This window comes from Paraburkholderia sp. SIMBA_054 (assembly GCF_046534875.1).
Classification (GTDB): domain Bacteria; phylum Pseudomonadota; class Gammaproteobacteria; order Burkholderiales; family Burkholderiaceae; genus Paraburkholderia; species Paraburkholderia hospita.
Genome location: NZ_JAWRXV010000002.1, coordinates 274,000 through 294,161, shown reverse-complemented (window position 1 = coordinate 294,161; position 20,162 = coordinate 274,000). Strand labels below are relative to the sequence as shown.

The 20,162-nt window shown below is 63.7% G+C and carries 20 protein-coding genes and 1 riboswitch; of the genes, 10 read left to right on the top strand and 10 right to left on the bottom strand.

The window, feature by feature from the left end; genetic code table 11:
- The first annotated feature begins 117 nt into the window (after nt 1-117).
- On the top strand, nt 118-303 hold the full coding sequence (locus tag SB822_RS04145) for a hypothetical protein (RefSeq protein ID WP_090835439.1): 186 nt from the start codon (nt 118-120) through the stop codon (nt 301-303).
- 421 nt (nt 304-724) lie between these two features.
- On the opposite strand, the gene SB822_RS04140 is transcribed toward SB822_RS04145, so the two are convergent.
- The 5 genes from SB822_RS04140 to thiC form a co-directional block, all read right to left on the bottom strand.
- Nucleotides 725-1,699 carry a DMT family transporter gene (locus tag SB822_RS04140; protein WP_079484825.1) on the bottom strand — a complete coding sequence of 325 codons (975 nt, stop codon included), beginning with the start codon at nt 1,697-1,699 and terminating at the stop codon, nt 725-727.
- A 138-nt stretch (nt 1,700-1,837) separates the two neighbouring features.
- Nucleotides 1,838-3,436 (bottom strand): L-lactate permease, encoded by a 1,599-nt coding sequence (locus SB822_RS04135; protein WP_090835440.1) that lies wholly within the window; start codon nt 3,434-3,436, stop codon nt 1,838-1,840.
- A 354-nt stretch (nt 3,437-3,790) separates the two neighbouring features.
- The gene (locus SB822_RS04130; protein WP_007585534.1) at nt 3,791-4,411 is read right to left on the bottom strand and encodes a hypothetical protein; all 621 of its coding nucleotides are present in this window, start codon (nt 4,409-4,411) and stop codon (nt 3,791-3,793) included.
- A 317-nt stretch (nt 4,412-4,728) separates the two neighbouring features.
- On the bottom strand, nt 4,729-4,941 hold the full coding sequence (locus SB822_RS04125; protein ID WP_079484831.1) for a glycine zipper 2TM domain-containing protein: 213 nt from the start codon (nt 4,939-4,941) through the stop codon (nt 4,729-4,731).
- 269 nt (nt 4,942-5,210) lie between these two features.
- Nucleotides 5,211-7,142: a phosphomethylpyrimidine synthase ThiC gene (thiC, locus tag SB822_RS04120; protein WP_090835444.1), complete on the bottom strand. Its 1,932-nt coding sequence runs from the start codon at nt 7,140-7,142 to the stop codon at nt 5,211-5,213.
- Nucleotides 7,143-7,248: 106 nt separating this feature from the next.
- A riboswitch (TPP riboswitch) is annotated at nt 7,249-7,376 on the bottom strand.
- Between the two features lie 320 nt (nt 7,377-7,696).
- On the opposite strand from thiC, the gene SB822_RS04115 reads away from it, so the two are divergent.
- Both SB822_RS04115 and SB822_RS04110 read left to right on the top strand, forming a co-directional pair.
- The gene (locus tag SB822_RS04115; protein ID WP_079484833.1) at nt 7,697-8,158 is read left to right on the top strand and encodes a hypothetical protein; all 462 of its coding nucleotides are present in this window, start codon (nt 7,697-7,699) and stop codon (nt 8,156-8,158) included.
- Between the two features lie 346 nt (nt 8,159-8,504).
- Nucleotides 8,505-9,434 carry an EamA family transporter gene (locus tag SB822_RS04110; RefSeq protein WP_176133812.1) on the top strand — a complete coding sequence of 310 codons (930 nt, stop codon included), beginning with the start codon at nt 8,505-8,507 and terminating at the stop codon, nt 9,432-9,434.
- 14 nt (nt 9,435-9,448) lie between these two features.
- Here SB822_RS04110 and SB822_RS04105 read toward each other — a convergent pair whose 3' ends face one another.
- Nucleotides 9,449-11,488, bottom strand: coding sequence for an NADPH-dependent 2,4-dienoyl-CoA reductase (locus SB822_RS04105; protein ID WP_090835447.1), 2,040 nt, complete (start codon nt 11,486-11,488; stop codon nt 9,449-9,451).
- A 366-nt stretch (nt 11,489-11,854) separates the two neighbouring features.
- Between SB822_RS04105 and SB822_RS04100 the strand changes: the two genes are divergently transcribed.
- Nucleotides 11,855-12,643: a DUF4397 domain-containing protein gene (locus SB822_RS04100; protein WP_090835449.1), complete on the top strand. Its 789-nt coding sequence runs from the start codon at nt 11,855-11,857 to the stop codon at nt 12,641-12,643.
- Between the two features lie 215 nt (nt 12,644-12,858).
- On the opposite strand, the gene SB822_RS04095 is transcribed toward SB822_RS04100, so the two are convergent.
- Nucleotides 12,859-12,996 (bottom strand): entericidin A/B family lipoprotein, encoded by a 138-nt coding sequence (locus tag SB822_RS04095; protein WP_007585547.1) that lies wholly within the window; start codon nt 12,994-12,996, stop codon nt 12,859-12,861.
- Here SB822_RS04095 and SB822_RS04090 point away from each other — a divergent pair.
- On the top strand, nt 12,995-13,147 hold the full coding sequence (locus tag SB822_RS04090; RefSeq protein WP_158660486.1) for a hypothetical protein: 153 nt from the start codon (nt 12,995-12,997) through the stop codon (nt 13,145-13,147). The two genes, SB822_RS04095 and SB822_RS04090, sit on opposite strands and share 2 nt — an antisense overlap.
- A 78-nt stretch (nt 13,148-13,225) precedes the next feature.
- Here SB822_RS04090 and SB822_RS04085 read toward each other — a convergent pair whose 3' ends face one another.
- On the bottom strand, nt 13,226-14,743 hold the full coding sequence (locus SB822_RS04085; RefSeq protein WP_090835452.1) for a sensor histidine kinase: 1,518 nt from the start codon (nt 14,741-14,743) through the stop codon (nt 13,226-13,228).
- A 223-nt stretch (nt 14,744-14,966) separates the two neighbouring features.
- Between SB822_RS04085 and SB822_RS04080 the strand changes: the two genes are divergently transcribed.
- The 5 genes from SB822_RS04080 to SB822_RS04060 all read left to right on the top strand — a co-directional run bounded on the left by SB822_RS04080 (nt 14,967) and on the right by SB822_RS04060 (nt 17,260).
- Nucleotides 14,967-15,143: a DUF1328 domain-containing protein gene (locus SB822_RS04080; RefSeq protein ID WP_007585549.1), complete on the top strand. Its 177-nt coding sequence runs from the start codon at nt 14,967-14,969 to the stop codon at nt 15,141-15,143.
- Between the two features lie 104 nt (nt 15,144-15,247).
- The gene (locus SB822_RS04075; protein ID WP_012400904.1) at nt 15,248-15,409 is read left to right on the top strand and encodes a DUF1328 domain-containing protein; all 162 of its coding nucleotides are present in this window, start codon (nt 15,248-15,250) and stop codon (nt 15,407-15,409) included.
- A 92-nt stretch (nt 15,410-15,501) separates the two neighbouring features.
- On the top strand, nt 15,502-16,047 hold the full coding sequence (locus SB822_RS04070; protein WP_090835454.1) for a bacterioferritin: 546 nt from the start codon (nt 15,502-15,504) through the stop codon (nt 16,045-16,047).
- 103 nt (nt 16,048-16,150) lie between these two features.
- The gene (locus SB822_RS04065; protein ID WP_090835456.1) at nt 16,151-16,795 is read left to right on the top strand and encodes a response regulator transcription factor; all 645 of its coding nucleotides are present in this window, start codon (nt 16,151-16,153) and stop codon (nt 16,793-16,795) included.
- A gap of 33 nt (nt 16,796-16,828) precedes the next feature.
- The gene (locus tag SB822_RS04060) at nt 16,829-17,260 is read left to right on the top strand and encodes a response regulator (protein WP_090835459.1); all 432 of its coding nucleotides are present in this window, start codon (nt 16,829-16,831) and stop codon (nt 17,258-17,260) included.
- A 30-nt stretch (nt 17,261-17,290) separates the two neighbouring features.
- Here SB822_RS04060 and SB822_RS04055 read toward each other — a convergent pair whose 3' ends face one another.
- Nucleotides 17,291-18,505: an MFS transporter gene (locus SB822_RS04055; RefSeq protein WP_090835461.1), complete on the bottom strand. Its 1,215-nt coding sequence runs from the start codon at nt 18,503-18,505 to the stop codon at nt 17,291-17,293.
- A 97-nt stretch (nt 18,506-18,602) separates the two neighbouring features.
- Nucleotides 18,603-19,430, bottom strand: coding sequence for a phosphodiesterase (locus SB822_RS04050; RefSeq protein ID WP_090835464.1), 828 nt, complete (start codon nt 19,428-19,430; stop codon nt 18,603-18,605).
- Nucleotides 19,431-20,162 lie beyond the last annotated feature (732 nt).

Here is a 20,162-nt window from a genome sequence, read left to right as displayed (position 1 = left end):
CGGGTTTTTTTATTGCCGACGCGTTCCGCTTCGGCGACTGCCTCTAGTGGAAGCGAAGCACACGTGCATGCGTTTTGCTCAGACGTCGATCAGGCCAACCATCGGAAGAGACCGGCCATGTTCGACGTCATACCGTACTGGATGTGGGTTGTGAGCCTGATCGTGCTCGCTGTGATGTGCGGCGCGGCGCTGTCGTTCCACCTTCGAAGTTTCGCGCAGCGCGGCGCGGACTTCACGGACTCTGCAAACTCCATCGAGCATGATCCACGCAGGCCCCGCGCTCGTGTCGCGGCCCGCGCGTAACGTGACGTTACGCCGTAACGCGCGCCACACACGGCGGCCCGCAGCGCCCTCACTTTCGATTCTCCACACCAAAGCAAGCACTTGCGTGAATAACACGCGACGCGCGTGATTGGCGCGGTAGCTGCTCTTAACTGTCCCGAGCTTGACGAAATGGGTCGAAAAGCCTGATGCGGTCTGGATTTGCGGGAAGTTTGACCGTGAACCTGCCCAGGCTTTGCGCCCGTTGCGGATCGATGTGCTTATCGCCGGATATGGACGGGCGTCTCGCAGCGTCCGTCTCAGTGGCCGCGTTGCCTATCCTCGTAGGGCGGCGGTTTCGCCCGCGCTCCATGGTTGGAGCGCGGGCCATTTTTTTTGTGCGGCCGCCGTCGCCGCCGTCGCCGCCGTTACCAGCAGGTGCAGCGAAGGGCAGACCGGCGAATCAGCAGCGCTCGCTCGCCCGGTGTCCGCCGAAGCCTGGAATGCGCTTGACTACGCCCGTCGCGAGCGCGGTGCCGATGAGAATCACCGCGCAGCCCTCGATCATGCCCATCGACACGTGCTCGCCGAGAAACATCGCACCCCACAGGATGCCGAAGATGGGGATCACGAACGTCACGGTGATCGCACGCGCGGGACCGGCGACGGCGATCAGATGGAAGAACAGCATATAGGCGATGCCCGTGCACGCGACGCCCAGTGCGATCACCGAGCCCCATGCCTTCACGGACGGCGCGACCGCGGGCCACGTCGCCACGGCCAGCGGCAATACCACGATCGTCGCGCCGATCATCGTGCCCGTCGCGACCGTGAGCGCGTCGACGCCCGTCAGATGCTTCTTCGTATAGCTGGCGGCGATGCCGTACAGTAGCGTCGCGCCGAGCGCGGCGGCCGCCGCGAGCGCCGTCGTCGCGGGCGAGATGTTGGTGCCGCTCGGCGTGGCGATCTGATCCCAGACGAGCATCAGCACGCCCGCGAAACCGATCGCGAGACCGATAGTACGCAGCACGCTCAGACGGTCCTTGAGCCACACGAAGGCGACGACTGCACCCCACAGCGGCGTCGTCGCGTTGATCACGGAGGTGACGCCCGCCGACAGCGTGATCTCCGCATACGCGAACAGACAGAACGGCGCGGCAGAATTGAGAATGCCGACCACGAGCAACGGCAGCGCGCGCGTGCGCAACGTCGCCGCCGACTCGCGCAACGGGCGCCGCGCGACGAGCACGACCAGCAGAAACAGCGCGCCGATGCCGACACGCAGCGCCATCAGCGGCGCGACTCCGAAGTCGCTCACGCCGACGCGGATGAACAGGAACGACGCGCCCCAGAGGGCCGCGAGGATGAGAAGCTGGAGGATGTTGACTGGATTCATCGTGAAGGTATCGCGCGCAGTTGAGTCGCGATGCGTACGCATGCTAACACCGGGATTACGCGCGTCGTTTCACGATGGGATGAAACAGCAAGAATCGACAATTCGCCCGTCAGGATTGGCGCTATCAGGCGGGCGCGCGGGCGCGAAGCGTGTCGCGCCCGCTCTGGCAACGATCAGGCGTCAATGCGGAATCATCCATTGCAGCACGTTCTGCTGCAGCCACACGAGAATGCCGAGCAGGACGGTCAGCAGGATCGAATGCTTGAAAGTCTTCGCGAACACGAAGCCTTCCTTGCCTTTGAGATTAGTCGTCGCGACGCCTGTGGAAATGTTTTGCGGCGAGATCATCTTGCCCATCACGCCGCCCGACGAGTTGGTCGCGGCCATCAGTACCGGGTTCAGGTTCAGTTGATTCGCTGCGACCACCTGCAGATTGCCGAACAGCGCGTTGCCCGACGTATCGCTGCCCGACAGGAACACGGCGACCCAACCGAGGAACGCCGACACCAGCGGGAAGAACGCGCCCACGGACGCCACGCCGAGACCCAGCGTGTAGTTCATGCCCGAATAGTTCATCAGGTATGCGAGGCCCACGATGGTCGCCACCGTCAGGATGGCGATGCGCGTCTGCACCCACGTATCGGCGATCGCGCGGCCGAAGTCACCGGGTTTCAGCTTGACGACGAACGCCGTGATGAGCGCCGCGACGAGAATCGCGGTGCCTGTCGCGAGCGGCTGGAAGTCCCAGATCGCGCCATACGGCGCGTTGTACAGCGTGATGAAGACAGCCTTGTCGAGACCCGGCCACGGCACTTTCACGTCGCCGATCATGAAGATCTTCGAGATCGTCCAGATGATCACGACAGCCGACACGATCAGCCACGGATACCAGCCCTGCGCGCCCGTGATCTTGCCGCGCGTCTCGTTCACGCGATCGACGTTGATGGCGAAGGCGGGATCGGCGGCGGGGCGCCAGACGCGCAGGAAGGCAATTGTCAGGATCAGCGAAACTAGCGACGACAGCACGTCCGTCAGGCTGTAGTTGATGAAGTTCGACGTGACGAACTGCGTCAGCGCGAAGCTGCCGCCCGACACCAGCAGCACGGGCCACACCCGCAGCATGTTGCGAAAGCCCGCGTACACGCCGATCACGTAGAACGGCAGCGCCAACGCGAAGAACGGCAACTGGCGGCCGACCATTTTGGCGAGCGCGTCGGTGGGCAGGTGCGTGACTGCGCCGAGCACCGTAATCGGCACACCCAGCGCGCCGAACGCGACGGGCGCCGTGTTGAAGATCAGGGTGAAGGTTAGCGCTTCGAGTGGCGGGAAGCCCAGCAGGATCAGCAGCGAACTGGTGATCGCGATCGGCGTGCCGAAGCCCGAAATGCCTTCGAACAGCGCGCCGAACGAAAAGCCGATCACGACGAGCACGATGCGCCGGTCGTTCGGCAGATTGTCGATCATCCACATGCGGAAGGCGGCGAAGCGGCCCGAGTACTGCGCGATGTTGTAGAGCAGGATCGCCGTGACGACGATCCACATCACGGGCCAGCAGGCGAACACCGCGCCCGCCGCGACGGAATCGAGCGCGAGGCCGACGGGAAAGTGCCAGCCGACGATCGCAATCAGCAACCCGACGACGAGACCGGCCAGCGACGCCTGCCACGCCGGGCGACGCGCCCAGCCGAGCAACACGAGCACGACGAAAATGGGCAATGCAGCAACGAGAAACGATGGCAACAGCGAATTGCCGATAGGAGTCAGAAACTGGTGGAACATCACGTCTCCATCATTGTTTTTCGATTCGACGCGAGGACTGCACCGACGCGGCGAAGCGGCAGGGCTGGACGGATGAAAGCGGCGTAGCGCGGAGTGGGGAAAGCTGGGGAACGCGCGACGTCGGATCACGCAATTAAACAGATGTTGCACAGGCAACCGCCAGCATAGAGCGCTGGCGATTCCAGTCAAGCAGGGAAAACGAAGAAGGTTGTTGCGGGAATAGAAGTGGGTGCTGAATCGTAGCGTGGGCTTTCGTTGGCGCTTCGTTGGCGCTTCGTTGGTGTTTCGTTAGCGTTCGTTGGTGTCCGCGGAACGGGGCGCGCGTGCTTCGACGCGTGCCGCATTCGATACGGCTCAGTGCGAGCGCCCGTGGCCGCCGCCTGCCCAGCTGTTACCGCCGCCACCCCAGCCGCCATGTCCGCCGCCCCAGCCAGCATGGCCACCATTCCAGTTGCCGTGGCCGCCGCCCCAGGAACCGTGTCCGTTGCCGCCCCAGTAGCCATGGCCGCCCCAATAGCCGTGATGCCCCCAGTAGCCGTAGTGGCCGCCGCAGCATCCGCCCCAGTAGCCGAAGCTCAGCGAGATCGACGGTCCCCACCAGCCGGGCCAGCCGTAGTAGGGGTAACCGTACGGATAGACGGGATACGCAACAGGGTAATACGCAGGCGCGGCGGCGTAAGCGACAGTGGGGTCGTAGGCGGGTCCGGCCGGATAGGACGCGCTGTCGCCAGGCATAGCGAATTGCGCCTGAGCGGAGGCTTGTGCGGGACCGCCGGCTGGATAGCCAGGTCCGATGGGCATCTCTTGCTGCGTTGCCGCCGTCGGCACGGTGGGGTAAGCGGGGTAGCCGGGATAGTACCCGTAGCCGGGATAGTAGCCGTACGGGCCATAGTAGTAGCAGCCGGACAGCACGCCCGACATTGCCAGCGCTGCAACGGCGCTGGCGGCGCGCATCGTTGCATCGAGCGGTTTCATGACGTGCTCCTCATAATCTCGCGGCGCGCATTTCGCGCGCGTTATCTATGGAGCTTACGTCAGCGTTTCAACGCGCACGTCACAAAGTGGTAACGGGGTATTTCATGCACGATCAGTGAAAGGACATGTCCGGCGCGTACGTGCGCGCCGGACTTTGCCCATCTCCCTTCGGCTTTGAATTTCCGCGACTGCAACCTCGCCGGCGCGGGATTCGAAGCCGTTTGCCTGCATCGCCTTCGACGGCGATTTGTCGTATTTCATGTTGCGCGCGAATCGCTTGATGAGAGCGCTCGCACTTCAGTCAATGGCTCGCTACGTCACTTGCCGACCTGATTGCCGATCACGCCGCCGACGGCCGCGCCACCCAGCGTCGACAGCGCGTTGCCGCCGATCGCCGCGCCCGCTGCGCCGCCCACGCCCGCGCCGATTGCCGTATCGCGCTGCCGCGTGGTCATGCCGTCGCATGCGGAGAGACTTGCCACCACGGCTATGACCGTAGCCAGCGCACCGATTCGATGGAAGGTTTTCATGATTGCGTCTCCCTGATGTTCGTATCGACGGGACTCGCAAATCGCGGTCCTGATCTGGTGATTCGATGGTATCGCCGCGTGCCGTTTCTGTTTGTATGGGCTTGTCAGTAAAGTGTCGGTTTGGTAATCAAATGTTTCGACGCGTCGAACAATCACGGCATGACGTAAAAAGCACATGCAAACGCGACGCGATGCGGTAAAAACGCGCGCAAAAAAGCCCGCCTCGACTGCAGGCGGGCTTCGCATTTAGAAGCGTGGTTGGATCACATTCACTGCCGCTGATAAATCTCCGCGCCGTTCTTGATGAACTCGACGGCCTTCACTTCCATGCCTTTCTTCAGCGCGTCGGTGTCGCTCATGCCTTCCTTCGCCGCGTAGTCGCGCACGTCCTGCGTGATCTTCATCGAGCAAAAGTGCGGGCCGCACATCGAACAGAAGTGTGCGACCTTCGCCGAGTCCTTCGGCAAGGTTTCGTCGTGGAACTCGCGCGCCTTGTCGGGATCGAGGCCGATATTGAACTGGTCTTCCCAGCGGAACTCGAAGCGCGCCTTGCTCAACGCGTTATCGCGCACCTGCGCGCCCGGATGGCCCTTCGCCAGATCGGCCGCGTGGGCGGCGAGCTTGTACGTGATGATGCCCGTCTTCACGTCGTCCTTGTTCGGCAGACCCAGGTGCTCCTTCGGCGTCACGTAGCAGAGCATCGCCGTGCCGAACCAGCCGATCATCGCCGCGCCGATGCCCGACGTGATGTGGTCGTAGCCGGGCGCGATGTCCGTCGTCAGCGGTCCGAGCGTGTAGAAGGGCGCCTCGTCGCACCATTCCAGCTGCAGGTCCATGTTCTCCTTGATGAGCTGCATCGGCACATGGCCCGGACCTTCGATCATCACCTGCACGTCGTGCTTCCACGCGATCTGCGTGAGTTCGCCGAGCGTCTTCAGTTCGCCCAGCTGCGCTTCGTCGTTCGCGTCGTAGATCGAACCGGGGCGCAGGCCGTCGCCGAGCGAGAAGCTCACGTCGTAGGCCTTCATGATTTCGCAGATGTCTTCGAAGTGCTCGTACAGGAAGCTTTCCTTGTGATGCGCGAGACACCATTTCGCCATGATCGAGCCGCCGCGCGACACGATGCCCGTCATCCGGTTAGCGGTGAGCGGCACGTACTGCAGGCGCACGCCCGCATGGATCGTGAAGTAGTCGACGCCCTGTTCGGCCTGTTCAATGAGCGTGTCGCGGAAGATTTCCCACGTCAGGTCCTCGGCTTTGCCGTTGACCTTTTCGAGTGCCTGATAGATCGGCACCGTGCCGATCGGCACGGGCGAATTGCGGATGATCCATTCACGCGTCTCATGAATGTGCTTGCCCGTCGACAGATCCATCACCGTGTCGCCGCCCCAGCGGATCGCCCACGTCATCTTGTCGACCTCCTCGCCGATCGACGACGTCACGGCCGAATTGCCGATGTTCGCGTTGACCTTCACGAGGAAGTTGCGGCCGATGATCATCGGCTCGCTTTCCGGGTGATTGATGTTCGCCGGGATGATCGCGCGGCCGCGCGCGATTTCCTCGCGCACGAATTCGGGCGTGATTTCCGTCAGTCCGTTCGGGCCGAACGCGCTGGCGCCGAACGCCTGGCCGGGATGCTGGCGGCCCATCATCGCGGCGAGCTTTTCGCCCGTCGGGCCGCTCGTCTTCAGGCTCTCCAGATACTCGGCGCGGCGCTGGTTCTCGCGAATCGCGATGTATTCCATTTCCGGCGTGATGATCCCTTGCCTCGCGTAGTGCATCTGCGAGACGTTCTTGCCGGGCTGCGCGCGGCGCGGCGTGCGATGCAGGCCGGGAAAACGCAGTTGCGCGGTGGCGGGATCGGCGGCGCGCTCGCGGCCGTAATCGCTCGACAGACCGTCCAGCGATTCCGTGTCGCCGCGTGCTTCGATCCAACCCTGACGCAGCGCGGGCAGGCCCGCGCGAATGTCGATTTTCGCGTCGGGATCGGTGTACGGGCCGGATGTGTCGTACACGTAGATGGGCGGATTCTTCTCGCCGCCGAAGCCCGTCGGCGTATCCGATTGCGTGATTTCACGCATCGGCACGCGGATATCGGGCTGCGAGCCGGTCACGTAGACCTTGCGCGAGTTCGGCAGCGGCGCGACGGCGGCTTCGTCGACGTGCGCGTCCGCGGAAATGAATTTTGGGTTGGCGTTCATGCGTCTCTCCATGCAAATGTGGGGCGTTACAGCTACGCAGGAGAACGAGACGAAGGGGAAGTGGACCGGGTTCGCGCGAGGAGGGTGAAACGGTGCGGCAGGTGAAGCGGCGAGCCCGAACGCTTCCCTGCGCTGGCATTATCCAGATCAGGTTCAAAGGGTATTTCTCACCCACGCCGTGCGGTGCCCGGTGTCTTTCAGGCGACGCACAACGCAGGACCCCCGCGTTAGCAGCGCACACGATAACCTGGCCGGGCCGGGTTTGGCAACTTGTCTTGAAATTGGCGGAATGCGCGGGCGCCTCGCGCGATTTGCGCGTGCCATGGCCGGCGGGAAAGCCGCGCTACATCGGGCTTTCTTGCGATCGCATCGCTGGCGTGCGGCTCGCGCCCCACTCAGGCTGTTATCTCATCAATGCTGGGGAGAAAGGTTTTTTGTCCCCGGGCAAACATTCACCGGCTCTATTCAAGTTTGCCCGAGCCGAGCCGATACACCCCTCGAGGCAGATGATTGATCAGTCAGCCTAAACAAAATCAGTTTGAAAGGATCGTGCAATGAAAATATCGAGTCGGGCGCTCGGGGCGGTAGCCGCAAGTGTCGTCGCGGCAGCGCTGTGGTCGCCGATGGCGCTTGCAGCAGCGTCGTTTGGGCCGGGAGGGACCATCACGTTCAAGGGGACGATCGTCGCGCCGCCGTACGATATCGCGAGTTACGTTTTGGACAATTATCAAGGATTCCATACTGAAAAATTGGGCGTGAAGCATGAATCGACGATCGATGTGACGTTCACGCCCGCACCGGATACCTCGCCGGCAGCGCATATCGCGGTGCTCATCAATACGGACGCGGGCGTCGCCGCACCGCATACGCTGAAGACGCGGTTCACCGACAACGCGAATCGCGTCACGCTGGCAGCGCGCGCGCAGTACAGCGTGGGCCACGCGGGCGGCACGCTGTCGATCGTGGGCGGCGCGCCAACGGAACGTGCCGTGACGGTGCTGGTGAGCTACGACTGACTGTGGCGAATCCGGGCGGGCGGCGCGCGATTCCTGCCCGCGCTCGACGTTTCATCCCGCTTACAACGAAAGTTACGATTCTCTTGCCGGAGGATTGCCCAGATATTGCATAATGCTCGGCGGCGCGAGCGATTCGCGCCCGTTGGCTGCTGTTGTTGCATTCTGCATCGCGTAGGCCATCAATTCGCACCATTGACCTGGTGCCTCCCTTGCCGTTCGACATCCGCTCTACTGCTATGCCCGCCCGCTTTGCCCTTCCTGCCGCGTCGCCGATGCGGCGCCTGCCGTCCCGTTCGTGGGTGTTCAGCGGGGCCGCGGCGCAATCGCCGGCACGGGCGGGCTGAACGTGGCGCTGAATTTTCCTGACCGTTTCCCGTTTCGCCTTCCGCAATCCCATGGCGGACAGATCGCGCTTGCGCTCGGCGTCGTCTATATCGTCTGGGGCTCGACCTATCTGGCCGTGCACGTCGCGCTCGGCTCGTTTCCGCCGCTGCTGATGTCGGGGCTGCGCAATTTCTTCGCGGGTGTCGGACTGTTCATCTTCGCGATGCGCCGCAAACCTACGTGGCCGCCCCTCACGGAAATCCGCAATGCCGGGATGGTTGGCACGATGCTCGTTGGACTGTCGAGCGGGATGCTCGCGTACGGGATGCGCACCGTCGGCACGGGCACAGCGGCCGTGATGGTCGCGACCGTGCCGCTTTTCGCCACGGTCATCGCGGCGATCGCCGGACGCAAGATCGGCAGGGGTGAATGGTTCGCGGTCGGTCTGGGGCTGGTCGGCATCGGGATTCTCAGTCACGGCGACCAGAGCTCGGGCTCGGCGGGCGGCAGTCTCGCCATTCTGTGCGGCGCGCTGTTCTGGGCGGGCGGCGCGCATCTGGCGTCGCGCCTCAAGCTGCCATCGGACCTGTTTCTGTCGACGTCGCTGCAGATCGGCCTCGGCGGCGCGATGTCGACGCTGGTCGCGTGGGTCTCGGGCGAGCGGATGATGGACATTCACTTTCTGCCCGTCGTCGCGTTCCTGTATCTGATGCTGATCGGCACGATGGCCGCGTATGTCGCGTACGGTTTTCTGATCCGGCACACGAGCCCGATCATCGCCAGCAGCTGCATGTACGTGAACCCGGTGGTCGCGGTCGCGCTGGGCGCGCTGCTGCTCGGCGAGCCGGTGACGCGCGCGACGGTCGTCGCGACGGGCGTGATTCTGGCGAGCGTCGGGCTGTCGTTCTGGTTCGATTACCGGCGGCGTGGCTTGAAAGACGCTAGTGCATAAAGCTACAACGGCGGCTACAAGCGCGCGGCAAGCTCAGCGCCTTCGCGGATCGCGCGTTTCGCGTCGAGTTCCGTCGCCACCGACGCTCCGCCGATCACATGAAAGCGCGGCCCATCCGCAGCGGATGAGTGGGGTGTAGCAGGGTAGAGATCGCGCAACGACTCCTGTCCCGCGCACACCACAATCGTATCGACATCGAGCCACTGCTCGCTGCCCTCACGCTCGATCAGCATCCCGCGCTCCGTGATCTGCCGATACGTCACGCCATCGAGCATCCGCACCTGGTTGCGCGCGAGCGCCGCGCGATGCACCCATCCCGACGTCTTGCCGAGGCCCGCGCCGAGCTTGCCGGCCTTGCGCTGCAGCAGCCAGATCTCGCGCACGGGCACGCAGGCACGCGGCGCACTGAGGCCACCGCGCCCGCTGACGGACAGATCGACGCCCCAATCGTCCGCCCAACTTTCGCGCGATAACGGCAGCGGCTCGTCCGCTGGATGCAGCAGGAATTCGCTGACGTCGAAGCCGATGCCGCCCGCGCCGATCACGGCGACGCGCCGCCCGACCTCCGCGCCGCGCAACACGTCGACATACGACAGCACATTCGGCCCGTCGATACCGGCAATCGCAGGGCGGCGCGGCACGATGCCCGTGGCGACGATCACGTCGTCGAACGCGGAGGCCGCCAGCAGCGCCGCATCGACGCGCGTGCCCAGGCGCACGTCGACGCCGTGCCTGCGCAACTGGCTGCCGAAATAGCGGATCGTCTCGCTGAACTCTTCCTTGCCGGGCACGCGCATCGCGAGATTGAACTGGCCGCCGATGGTTGCAGCCGCATCGAACAGCGTCACGCGATGACCGCGCGCGGCCGCCACGGTCGCCGCCGACAATCCCGCCGGTCCCGCGCCGACCACGGCCACGGCGCGCGGCGGCTGATGCGAAGCGAGCGGGCGGTAGACGAGTTCCGTCTCGCGCCCCGCGCGCGGGTTGACGAGACACGTCGCGCGTTTATTCTGAAACGTGTGATCGAGACACGCCTGGTTGCACGCGATGCAGGTGTTGATTTCATCCGCGCGACCTTCGGCTGCTTTCACGACGAACTCGGGGTCGGCGAGCAGCGGCCGCGCCATCGACACCAGATCGCCCGCGCCTTGCGCAAGCAGGTCTTCGGCGACCTCCGGCGTATTGATGCGGTTCGAGACGATCACGGGCACGCCGACGGCCGCCTTCAGACGCGCCGCCAACGGCGCGAACGCGGCGCGCGGCACGGACGTGACGATGGTCGGCACGCGCGCCTCATGCCAGCCGACGCCCGTGTTGAAGATCGTGACGCCCGCCGCTTCGAGCGCTGTCGCGATCTGCACGGTTTCATCCCACGTATTGCCGCCTTCGACGAGATCGATCAGCGACAACCGGTACACGACGATAAACCGCTCGCCGCACGCCGCGCGCACGGCCTGCACGACTTCGCGCGCGAGGCGCTTCCGGTTCTCGAGACTGCCGCCGTAGGCATCGTCGCGCCGGTTCGTGCGCGGACACAGAAACTGGTTCAGCAGATAACCTTCGCTGCCCATGATCTCGACGCCGTCGTAGCCGGCGCGTTGCGCGAGCCGCGCGCAACGGGCGTACGCGCGCACGGTTCGCGCGATGCCGGCCAGTGTCAGCGCGCGTGGCCTGAACATCGAGATGGGCGACTTCAGCGCCGACGCCGACACGACCAGTGGCTGATAACCGTAGCGCCCCGCATGCAGGATCTGCAGCGCGATCTTGCCGCCTTCTTCGTGGACGGCTCTCGTCAGCTTGCGGTGATTGTGCAGATCGAAGACCGAGTTCAGCGTGCCGCCGAACGGCAGCAGCCAGCCTTCGCGATTCGGCGAGATGCCGCCCGTGATGATGAGGCCCGCGCCGCCTCTGGCGCGCTCGCGAAAGTACGCGGCGAGCTTCGGGTAATGCCAGAAGCGGTCCTCCATGCCCGTATGCATTGAACCCATCACGACGCGGTTGCGCAGGCGCGTGAAGCCCAGATCGAGTTCGGACAAGAGCCGCGGGTAAGACATGCAAGGGACCATGTAAAGTTGGGACGCGCTCGAACGATACACGCGCGCCTCTCGTAAAACCTCCGAGGGAAAATTCTAATCGCCTCCAACCCCGGAATCTGAAGGTCGATTTTATTCGCCTGCCGTTGGCAATGACCATCGCGGCACGGCGATTGCTGTCCGCAATCGTCCAATCGATGCGGGCAAGTCGATCCTCAAAGCGCTGGCCGACCTCGCGGACATATGAAAGGCGCGTCGCCATGTTGGACGCGCAGTCGCGGCCGTGCGGCGGACAACGACACATAACGTCGACGAAGAACGGACGCGACTGCGCAGGCGGCAAGCCGCAGATCAACGGGCTCGAGCCCAATCAGGGAGAGGTGGCAAATGAAGGTTATCAGGACCATGGTGGCGCTCATCGGAGCGGCCGCGCTAGTGTCGGCGTGCGGCGGAAGTTCGAACGACGTCGGCAAAGAACTCGGGTTGCAGAATCCGTTGATCCATTTTGTGCACGCTATTCCAAGCGGCCCAGCCGTCGACTTCCTCGTCAACGGCGGCGCGTTGCAGAAGAACATCTCGTACAAGAACGTGACGAACTTCGCCAACATCAACACGGGACAGACTTCGGTTGCGTATGCGGCGACGGGGACCACGACGGCGTTAGCGAGCGGCACCTTCCCCGATGTCGCGAAGGGCCACGAGTATACGGTGATCGCGGTGCCGGGCTCGTCGGGCGCTGACATCGGTCTGATCGACGATCCGTTCGACAAGGGGCTGTTGTCGAACAGCGCGCGCGTGCGGGGTTTCAATGCGTCGCTGAACGCATCGAATCTCGACCTGTATCTGGTGCCAGCGAACAACACGAACATCACGAGCGCCAGTCCGACGCTGGCAGGCGTGTCCTTCAAGAACGCGGTGCCCGCGAGCGGCCAGGACTCGGTCTACGTATCGGGTGGCACGTATGTGCTGATCGCGACGACGGCGGGCAGCAAGACGCCGATCTTCCAGTCGAGTTCGTTCGATCTAGCGAACAACGCCGACTGGCTCGTGACGTCGGTGCCGATCGGCGGCGTACTCAGCCAGTTGCTGCCGAACCAGATCCACCTGCTCGTCGCGCAGGGCGGCAACACCACGCAACCGGCGCTTGAATTGACCAATACGTTGAACGGCCAATAAACAACGACGACATGGCCTGATGACGATGCGGTAGCAGGGGGGACGGCACGGCGGTTCATGCGAATGGGCCGCCGTTCTGTTTTGCGCGCTTGCTCGTGACGTTCCTGGAGTTCGCAAAGCGCAGGCGTAAAAAAGCCGCCGCGTGGTACGCGGCGGCGAGTGGTATCGGATGAACCGGGGATGAATCGAATCGAATCGACCGGGCGCGTGCGTTATCAGTCGGAGTGCTTCTCGGCCGAATTGGTGATCGCGTTGCCGCCCTTGGAGATGTCCTGGCCGGCGCCGGCCATCGTATTGCAGGCGGCCAGCAGTGTCGTGCCCGCGAGCAGCAGGAGTGCGATGAGTCGTGTCATGAGTTTTCTCCCTATCTGGAATAGTCAGGAATCTTCGACGTATGCTTCGATCGATTCGCGCGCGCCCGTCTGGTCAGTGTTGCATTCGACATCGCCCGGCGTGCGCGCCCTGTCGTCCGACCGGGGCGTCGCGCCAGCCGATCCGGTCTGATTCCATGGTAAGAGACGCATGGCCGCGATGCTGTCAGAGGCGCCACGATTTTTGTGTCGGCGCAATCCTACGCGGACATCAAAGGCGTTCGACGGGCGCGTGGCCTTGGGCGCTGGTGTCGTCCGGAACGCGCCTCGGTGCTTCCTCAACAATCTGATCGACGCCCGGACTGTCTTCCCTGGCCACGCCGACGGTCGGCACGGGCAGCACGACGCGTATGTCGGTGCCGTGCAGTTCGCCGCGCCGGATGTCGAAGCGTCCGCCGCGCGCGGCCACGCGCTGGCGCATGCCCATCAGCCCATGCGTATGCGTGCGCGTCAGGTCGGCGGGCATGATACCGACGCCGTTGTCGGCGATATGCAGCGACACCTCGCCATGGCCCGCGCCCAGATCGATCGTGACCTGCGTCGCGCGTGCGTACTTCGCTGCGTTGGTCAGCGACTCCTGCGCGACGCGAAAGAGCGCGATCTCGGTCTGCTCGTCGAGTTGCAATTCGTCGTCGGGCAGGTGCAGGTCAAGCGCCCAGCCATTGCGCTGCGCGGCTTCGTCGGCGAGCGTGCGCAGCGCGGTGACGAGGCCGAAGTTCGCGAGCACCGTCGGCCGCATGTCCTCGATGATGCGACGCTTGAGCGCGATGCCCTGATCGAGCGTCTCGAGCGCGCGCGTCAGTTTCTCGGCGATTGTGGGATCGGTGTCCTGAAGCTTGCGCCGCGCCCACGCGACGTCCATCTTGCTCGCCGTGAGAATCGCACCGAGTTCGTCGTGCAGTTCGCGCGCCAGCTGGGTCTTTTCGTTTTCGCTGACGGCCTGCAAGTGCCAGCCGAGCGCTTCGAGTTGCCGCGTGCGCTCGTTGACCAGTTGATCGAGTTCTTCCTGCTGCGTGATCAATTGCTTTTGCGCGCGCGCCTGGCTGTCGAGCTGAAGGCCGAGGTTGCGGAACAGCAGAATGAACAACACGATATTGAGCGCGGACAGGCCCGCCGCGACGAATGTGGAGACGCGCTGGTCGGCGCGGCTCGCGTCGAGCGCGCGCTGCGCGCGGCGCTCTTCGTTGTCGCGCAGTAACGACAGCGTGCTCGTCACGAGCGACGCATCGACGTTGCTGTTCGCCGCTGCGCCGCCGCATGCGGCGAGATCGAGTGGATGCGGCGCAGCCTGTTGCAGCGCATGCGCGCCGCTGCCGATGCGCACGCCGATCAGCGCGGCGATCTGCGTAAAGCTGGACAGTTCCGCGCTGTCGGCGGCGCGTTTGAAGTACGTGTCGAGCGAACGGATGCCGCGGCGGATGTCGGCGGCGCGCGCGCAATAGCTGCGCGCGTCGGCATCGTCCCTCGTCAGAAGAAAGCGGCTTTCATGCGATTGCAACAGAGCGAGTTGTCCGGCGAGGTCGCTGAGCTGCACGCTCGCGTTGCGTGCTTCAAGCGCCGCTTCGTATTCCGACGCGATGCGTTGCCGCGCCGTTTCCAGAATGACGAGACCCCCGCACGTGATGACGATCGCAACCGTCATCGCGATGGCCCAGCTGCGCTGATGCATCCAGTCCGTCAGCCTGGTGGTGAGTCCCGCTTCCGCGCCGTCTGACACTGCCGTCTCCATGCGATGAAGTCATCGACAGTGTAGCGTCGCGCGGCGCGTTTGCGTTCGCGCGCGCTTCGCACGGGCCGCCAGAAGCCTCGCCGAAAGCGGATGTCGGCGGATTCCCACATGAAAAACAGCCCGCGCCCGAATGCGGGTACGCAACGTGCTCCGTACGATGAGTGGCAGGCATCCATAGCCACCATCAGCCGATTAGCCACATCAAGCCAGGGAGGTTGCCATCATGCTCAAGTGGGCGTTGTTCTTCGCCGTGATTGCCGTGATCGCGGGGCTGCTCGGATTCACAGGCGTCGCGGCAGGTGCGGCGGCTATCGCGAAGTTCCTGTTCGTGGTGTTCCTGATCCTGTGCGTCGTGTTCCTCGTGCTCGGCTTCGTCATCACGAAGAAGATCGTCGATTAACGAAGCCGCGGAGGCAACTCAGGCAACTCAGGATAAAAGATAAAGCGCGGGCCGCTTGAATGGGTCCGCCGCCGTTCATCGCTTAAACAGGAAGGAGCGTTGTCATGCTGCATTACGCACTCGTGTTCTTCGTGATCGCGATCATCGCCGCTGTGTTCGGCTTCACCGGCATTGCCGCCGGCGCCGCCGAAATAGCGAAGATTCTGTTCTACATCTTCCTGGTGGTGTTCGTCGTCACGCTGCTGCTTGGCGTGTTCCGAACCTAGCGCAAGCCCGCATGGCGCACGCTGCGCCGCCGTATATGACAGACGACGGCCGCGTGCGCGTTTCCCACAATACCGGAACAAGGAGTCAGTCAATGTCGAACGCAACGAAAGGCGAATTCGTGATGGACCTCAAGCGCATTCGTGAACAGGCCCGCAAGGATATGGACGATGGTCCCGTCACGCAGACCTATGGCGCGGACCGCGAGACCGTGCTCAAGCTGCTCAACGGCGCGCTCGCGACGGAACTCGTCTGCGTGCTGCGCTACAAGCGCCACTACTTCATGGCGAAGGGCATCAATTCGGAAGCTGTCGCGCAGGAGTTTCTCGAGCACGCGAACGAAGAGCAGGGCCATGCCGACACGCTCGCCGCGCGCATCGTGCAACTGGGCGGCGAGCCGGACTTCGCGCCGGACAACCTGTCAAAGCGCTCGCACTCGGAATACAAGGAGGGCAAGAACCTGACCGACATGATTCGCGAGAACCTGGTCGCGGAGCGCATTGCGATCGATACCTACCGCGAGATCATCCGCTATCTAGGTGACGGCGACGTCACGACGCGCCGGATGTTCGAAGAGATTCTGGCTGTCGAGGAAGAGCACGCGGACGATATGGCCGATCTGCTGTCGGGTCGCGAGTGAGGGCAAAGGGCCGCTGGGCGCGAATGCGATGGGCGGTGCGCGCTGCGCGCCCGCCTTTGCACGCCATAAAGCAAATGCACATGTACTGCGGTAAACCACATCCATGATTCGAGTGCTGATAGCGGACGATCACGCGATCGTCCGGGGCGGATTCAGACAGTTCGTCGCTGACGAGCCGGACATGTGCGTCGCGGCGGAAGCCTCGACAGGCGACGAGACGATCCGCCTCGTGCGCGAGCAGCCGGACAGCGAGCCTTTCGATGTCGTGCTGCTCGATATCGCGATGCCCGACAAGAACGGCATCGACACGTTGCGCGTGATCCGGCAGATGCGGCCCGGGCAGGGCGTGCTGATCCTGTCGGCCTATCCGGAGAGCCAGTACGCAATCAACCTGCTGCGCGCCGGTGCGAACGGCTATCTGAACAAGGACTGCGAGCCCGACGAGATCGTGCGCGCAATCCGCTCGGTCGCGCGCGGGCATCGCTATCTGTCGGAAGCCGTTGCCGATACGCTCGCAAACAGTCTCGACAAGCCTGCTGCGACGCATCCGCATGAACAGCTGTCGGAGCGCGAGTTCCAGATCTTCTGCAAGCTCGCGTCAGGGCAGATTCCGACCGACATCGCCGGCGAACTGCATCTGTCGGTGAAAACGGTCAGCACGTATCGCGCGCGCGTGCTGGAAAAGATGCACATGACGAACAACGCGGACATGACGTACTACGCGATCAAGAACGGCCTGATCGAATGAACCTGTGATCCCCGCGAGCATGGAACGCAACCGATGAACGCCGACTCCCTCACTGCTCACACCGATTCCGGCCGCGCGCCGTTGCGTGTGCTGCTGATCGAGGATTCGCCGCTGATCCGGCGCAGCATCGTCGAAGCGATCGATGCATCAGGCGTGATGCAGGTGGCCGCGCAGGCCGAGTCCGCCGACGAGGCGATCGCGCTGCTGGATGGCGAAGCGTTCGACGCCGTGATCGTCGATCTGCAATTGAAGGGCGGATCGAGTGTGCCTGTGCTTGCGTATATGCAGAAGGAAGGGCTGATCGAATCGACGTTCGCCGCCGTGTTGACCAATCATGCGCTGCCCGCGTACCGCGATCGGTGCCAGCAATACGGCGTGCGGCATTTCTACGACAAGTCGTTCGAGTTCGATCGCGTGATCGACGCGCTGCATGACTATGCGCAGGGGCGGCTGGAAGAACGATAGCTGTTTCGGCGCGGCGACATCAGTTCGCGATCACTCCGTCGCGCCGGAAGCCGCCAGCGGCTCAGGACGCCCACGCAGGTGATTGAGGCCGGCTAGCGCGGTAAACAGCAGACCGGCGATACTCACGCCGACCCAACCGAACAGCGGCCACACGAACGCGCCCACGCCCGACCCGACCGCGCCACCGATGAAATAGCAGACCATGAACACCGTGTTCACGCGGCTGCGCGCTTCGGGCTTCAGCGCATAGATGCGCGACTGGTTGGAGATCTGCGCGGCCTGCACCCCGACGTCGAGCACGATCACGCCGATCACGAGGCCAATGAGGCTCGTGCCCGACAACGCGAACACGACGAAAGACAGCGCCGCCAGCGCGATCGACAGCGAGACGATTGCGCGCGGCCCGCGCTTGTCAGCGAACTTGCCCGCGAGCGGCGCGGCCATCGCGCCCGCTGCGCCGACGATACCGAACAGACCCGCCGCCTGCGGCCCATAGTGGAACGGCGCGCCCGCCAGCAACAGCGCGAGCGTCGACCAGAACAGGCTGAACGCGGCGAACAGCGCGGCGCCCGTCATTGACGCTTCGCGCAGGCCGCGCAGTTCGACGGTGAGATGCCACATCGAGCCGAGCAGCTGTCCGTAGGCAAGCGTCGAGGTCGGCTTGCTGCGCGGCAGCCTCGCGATGATGACGGCGGCAAGCACCAGCAGCGCAGCGATCGATGCGCCGAATACCGCGCGCCAGCCAAGGTACTGGCCGACGAAGCCGGCTGCCGTGCGCGCGAGCAGAATGCCGAGCAGCAGCCCGCTCATCACCGTGCCGACGGCATGGCCGCGTTGCGACGGCGGCGCGAGTTCGGCGGCGAACGGCACGGCCTGCTGCGCGATTGTCGCGAGAATGCCGATCGCGAGACTCGCGACCACGAGCACTGACAGATTTGGCGCGGCGGCCGCGAACAGCAGCGCGATGCACAGGGCGGCGATCTGCAGCAGGATCAGCCTGCGACGGTCGAAGCGGTCGCCGAGCGGCGCGAGCAGCAGCATGCCTGCCGCGTAGCCGAGCTGGGTCATGGTCGGGACCACGCCGATCCACGATGCGCTTTGCGGAAACGACAGACGGAAGTCGTCGAGCAGCGGCTGGTTGTAGTAGATGTTCGCGACGGAGACGCCCGCGATCGTCGCGAGCAGTAGCAGAAGGCCGCTCAGCGATCGGTCAGTTGCGGTGTGGTCGGAGGCGGGCGTGGACATGATGCGGCGGCCGGCGTGGCGCCGGCGGCAGAGAGTCGAGCGTGCCGATGATACCGGAGTGGGGCGGATTGTGCTGGATGGCACGCCCGGCGCGGGCTCAGTCGATCAACGATCCTTCCGGTTCATAGAATGGATAGGGTCCGTCCGCTGCATCGACATAGGCGTGATGCGTGATGAGGCCGTTCACGCTGTCGTAGCGGTGTAGCGCGAACGCGGGCGGCTCCATCATGAAGGCCGAAGGCGCGTCGTCGCGCAGGTCGAGCGCCACTTGATGCGCGGGCGCGGGCACCGCAGATGCGATTGTGCCACCGAAGCGGACGAACATCGGGCGATGTACATGGCCGCAGATTACGCGTTCTACGTTCGAATGACGTGCGACGAGCGTCGCGAGTTTTTTTGCCGAGGTCGGTTCGAGCCGCAGCGCGTCCATGTGGCCGATGCCCGACACGAATGGTGGATGATGCAGCGCGACAATCACGGGTTTGTCGTGGGCCGTTTGTAGTTGCTGTTCGAGCCAGGCGAGGCGCGTGTCGCAGAGCAGGCCGGCGCTTTGGCCGGGGACCATTGAATCGAGTGCGATCAGCTGGAGTGGGCCTATGTCGACTGTGTATTGAATGAACTCGTCGTTCGTGTGCAGTTCTTCCCGGTCGCTGAATGTGGCACGCAGTGCGGTGCGGTCGTCGTGGTTGCCTACCAGCAGGTAGTAGGGGATTTTTAGCGGTGCTAGCAGTGACTTCAGATGTACGTATTGCTCGGGCTCGCCCTGGTCGACGAGATCGCCGGTGATGACGACTGCGTCTGGAGTTGGGGTGAGCGCGTTCAGCCGCTCTACGCAGCGCGATAGATACGCCGCCGTGTCCACGCGGCGGTAGGCCAGCGCGCCCGGGCGTTTGATGTGCAGATCGCTGATCTGGGCTATTAACATGGGGTTCCTCTTTTTGCTGTTTGTGTCTGCGACGCTGTTAGGGTGTTTTTCGGTTTTCGATGACATCCGCGAGTTGTCTTCGTGCTTCAGGCGTTGCCGGTCGGTGTTTTGGTCTTTGCGCTGGCATCTGCGTTTTGCCTTTTCGCTGGCATCCGCGCTTTGCCTTCGTGCTTCAAGCGTCGCCCCTGTGCGGGGCGGCACCTACTTTTCTTTGCCGCCGCAAAGAAAAGTAGGCAAAAGAAAGCGGCTCACACCGCCAATTCTTGTTCTTGCCTGAGGGCCCCCAAAAGGTCTTACGCTTCACACGGCAATCATGTGACCTTTGTTCGTTGCCAACGCTCTTGCGGTGCGCCTCACCCACTTCACACACGTGTACTACAGGATGCCGTGCCAGATAGTCCACGGCCGCCCAGGTGGCAAACTGTGTGTAGGCCGTAGCACTGCACACGCCTCACTTCGGACCCGATAGCGCGCGCATACCTCCATGTAAGAGCGCCAAGCTATACGACGTGACAACCTACACACAGTTTGCCACCTGGGCGGCACATACCATTCGCTGCCGCTTGCCCGAGTACGGGTATTCGAAGCGGGTGAGGCGTTCATTCGAAGCGTTGGCAACGAGCACCAACCAGGGCACTGCCGTGTGAAGTGTGGGACCGGTTGGGGGCCCTCAGGCAAACACAAGCGCTGGCGGTGTGAGCCGCTTTCTTTTGCCTACTTTTCTTTGCGGCG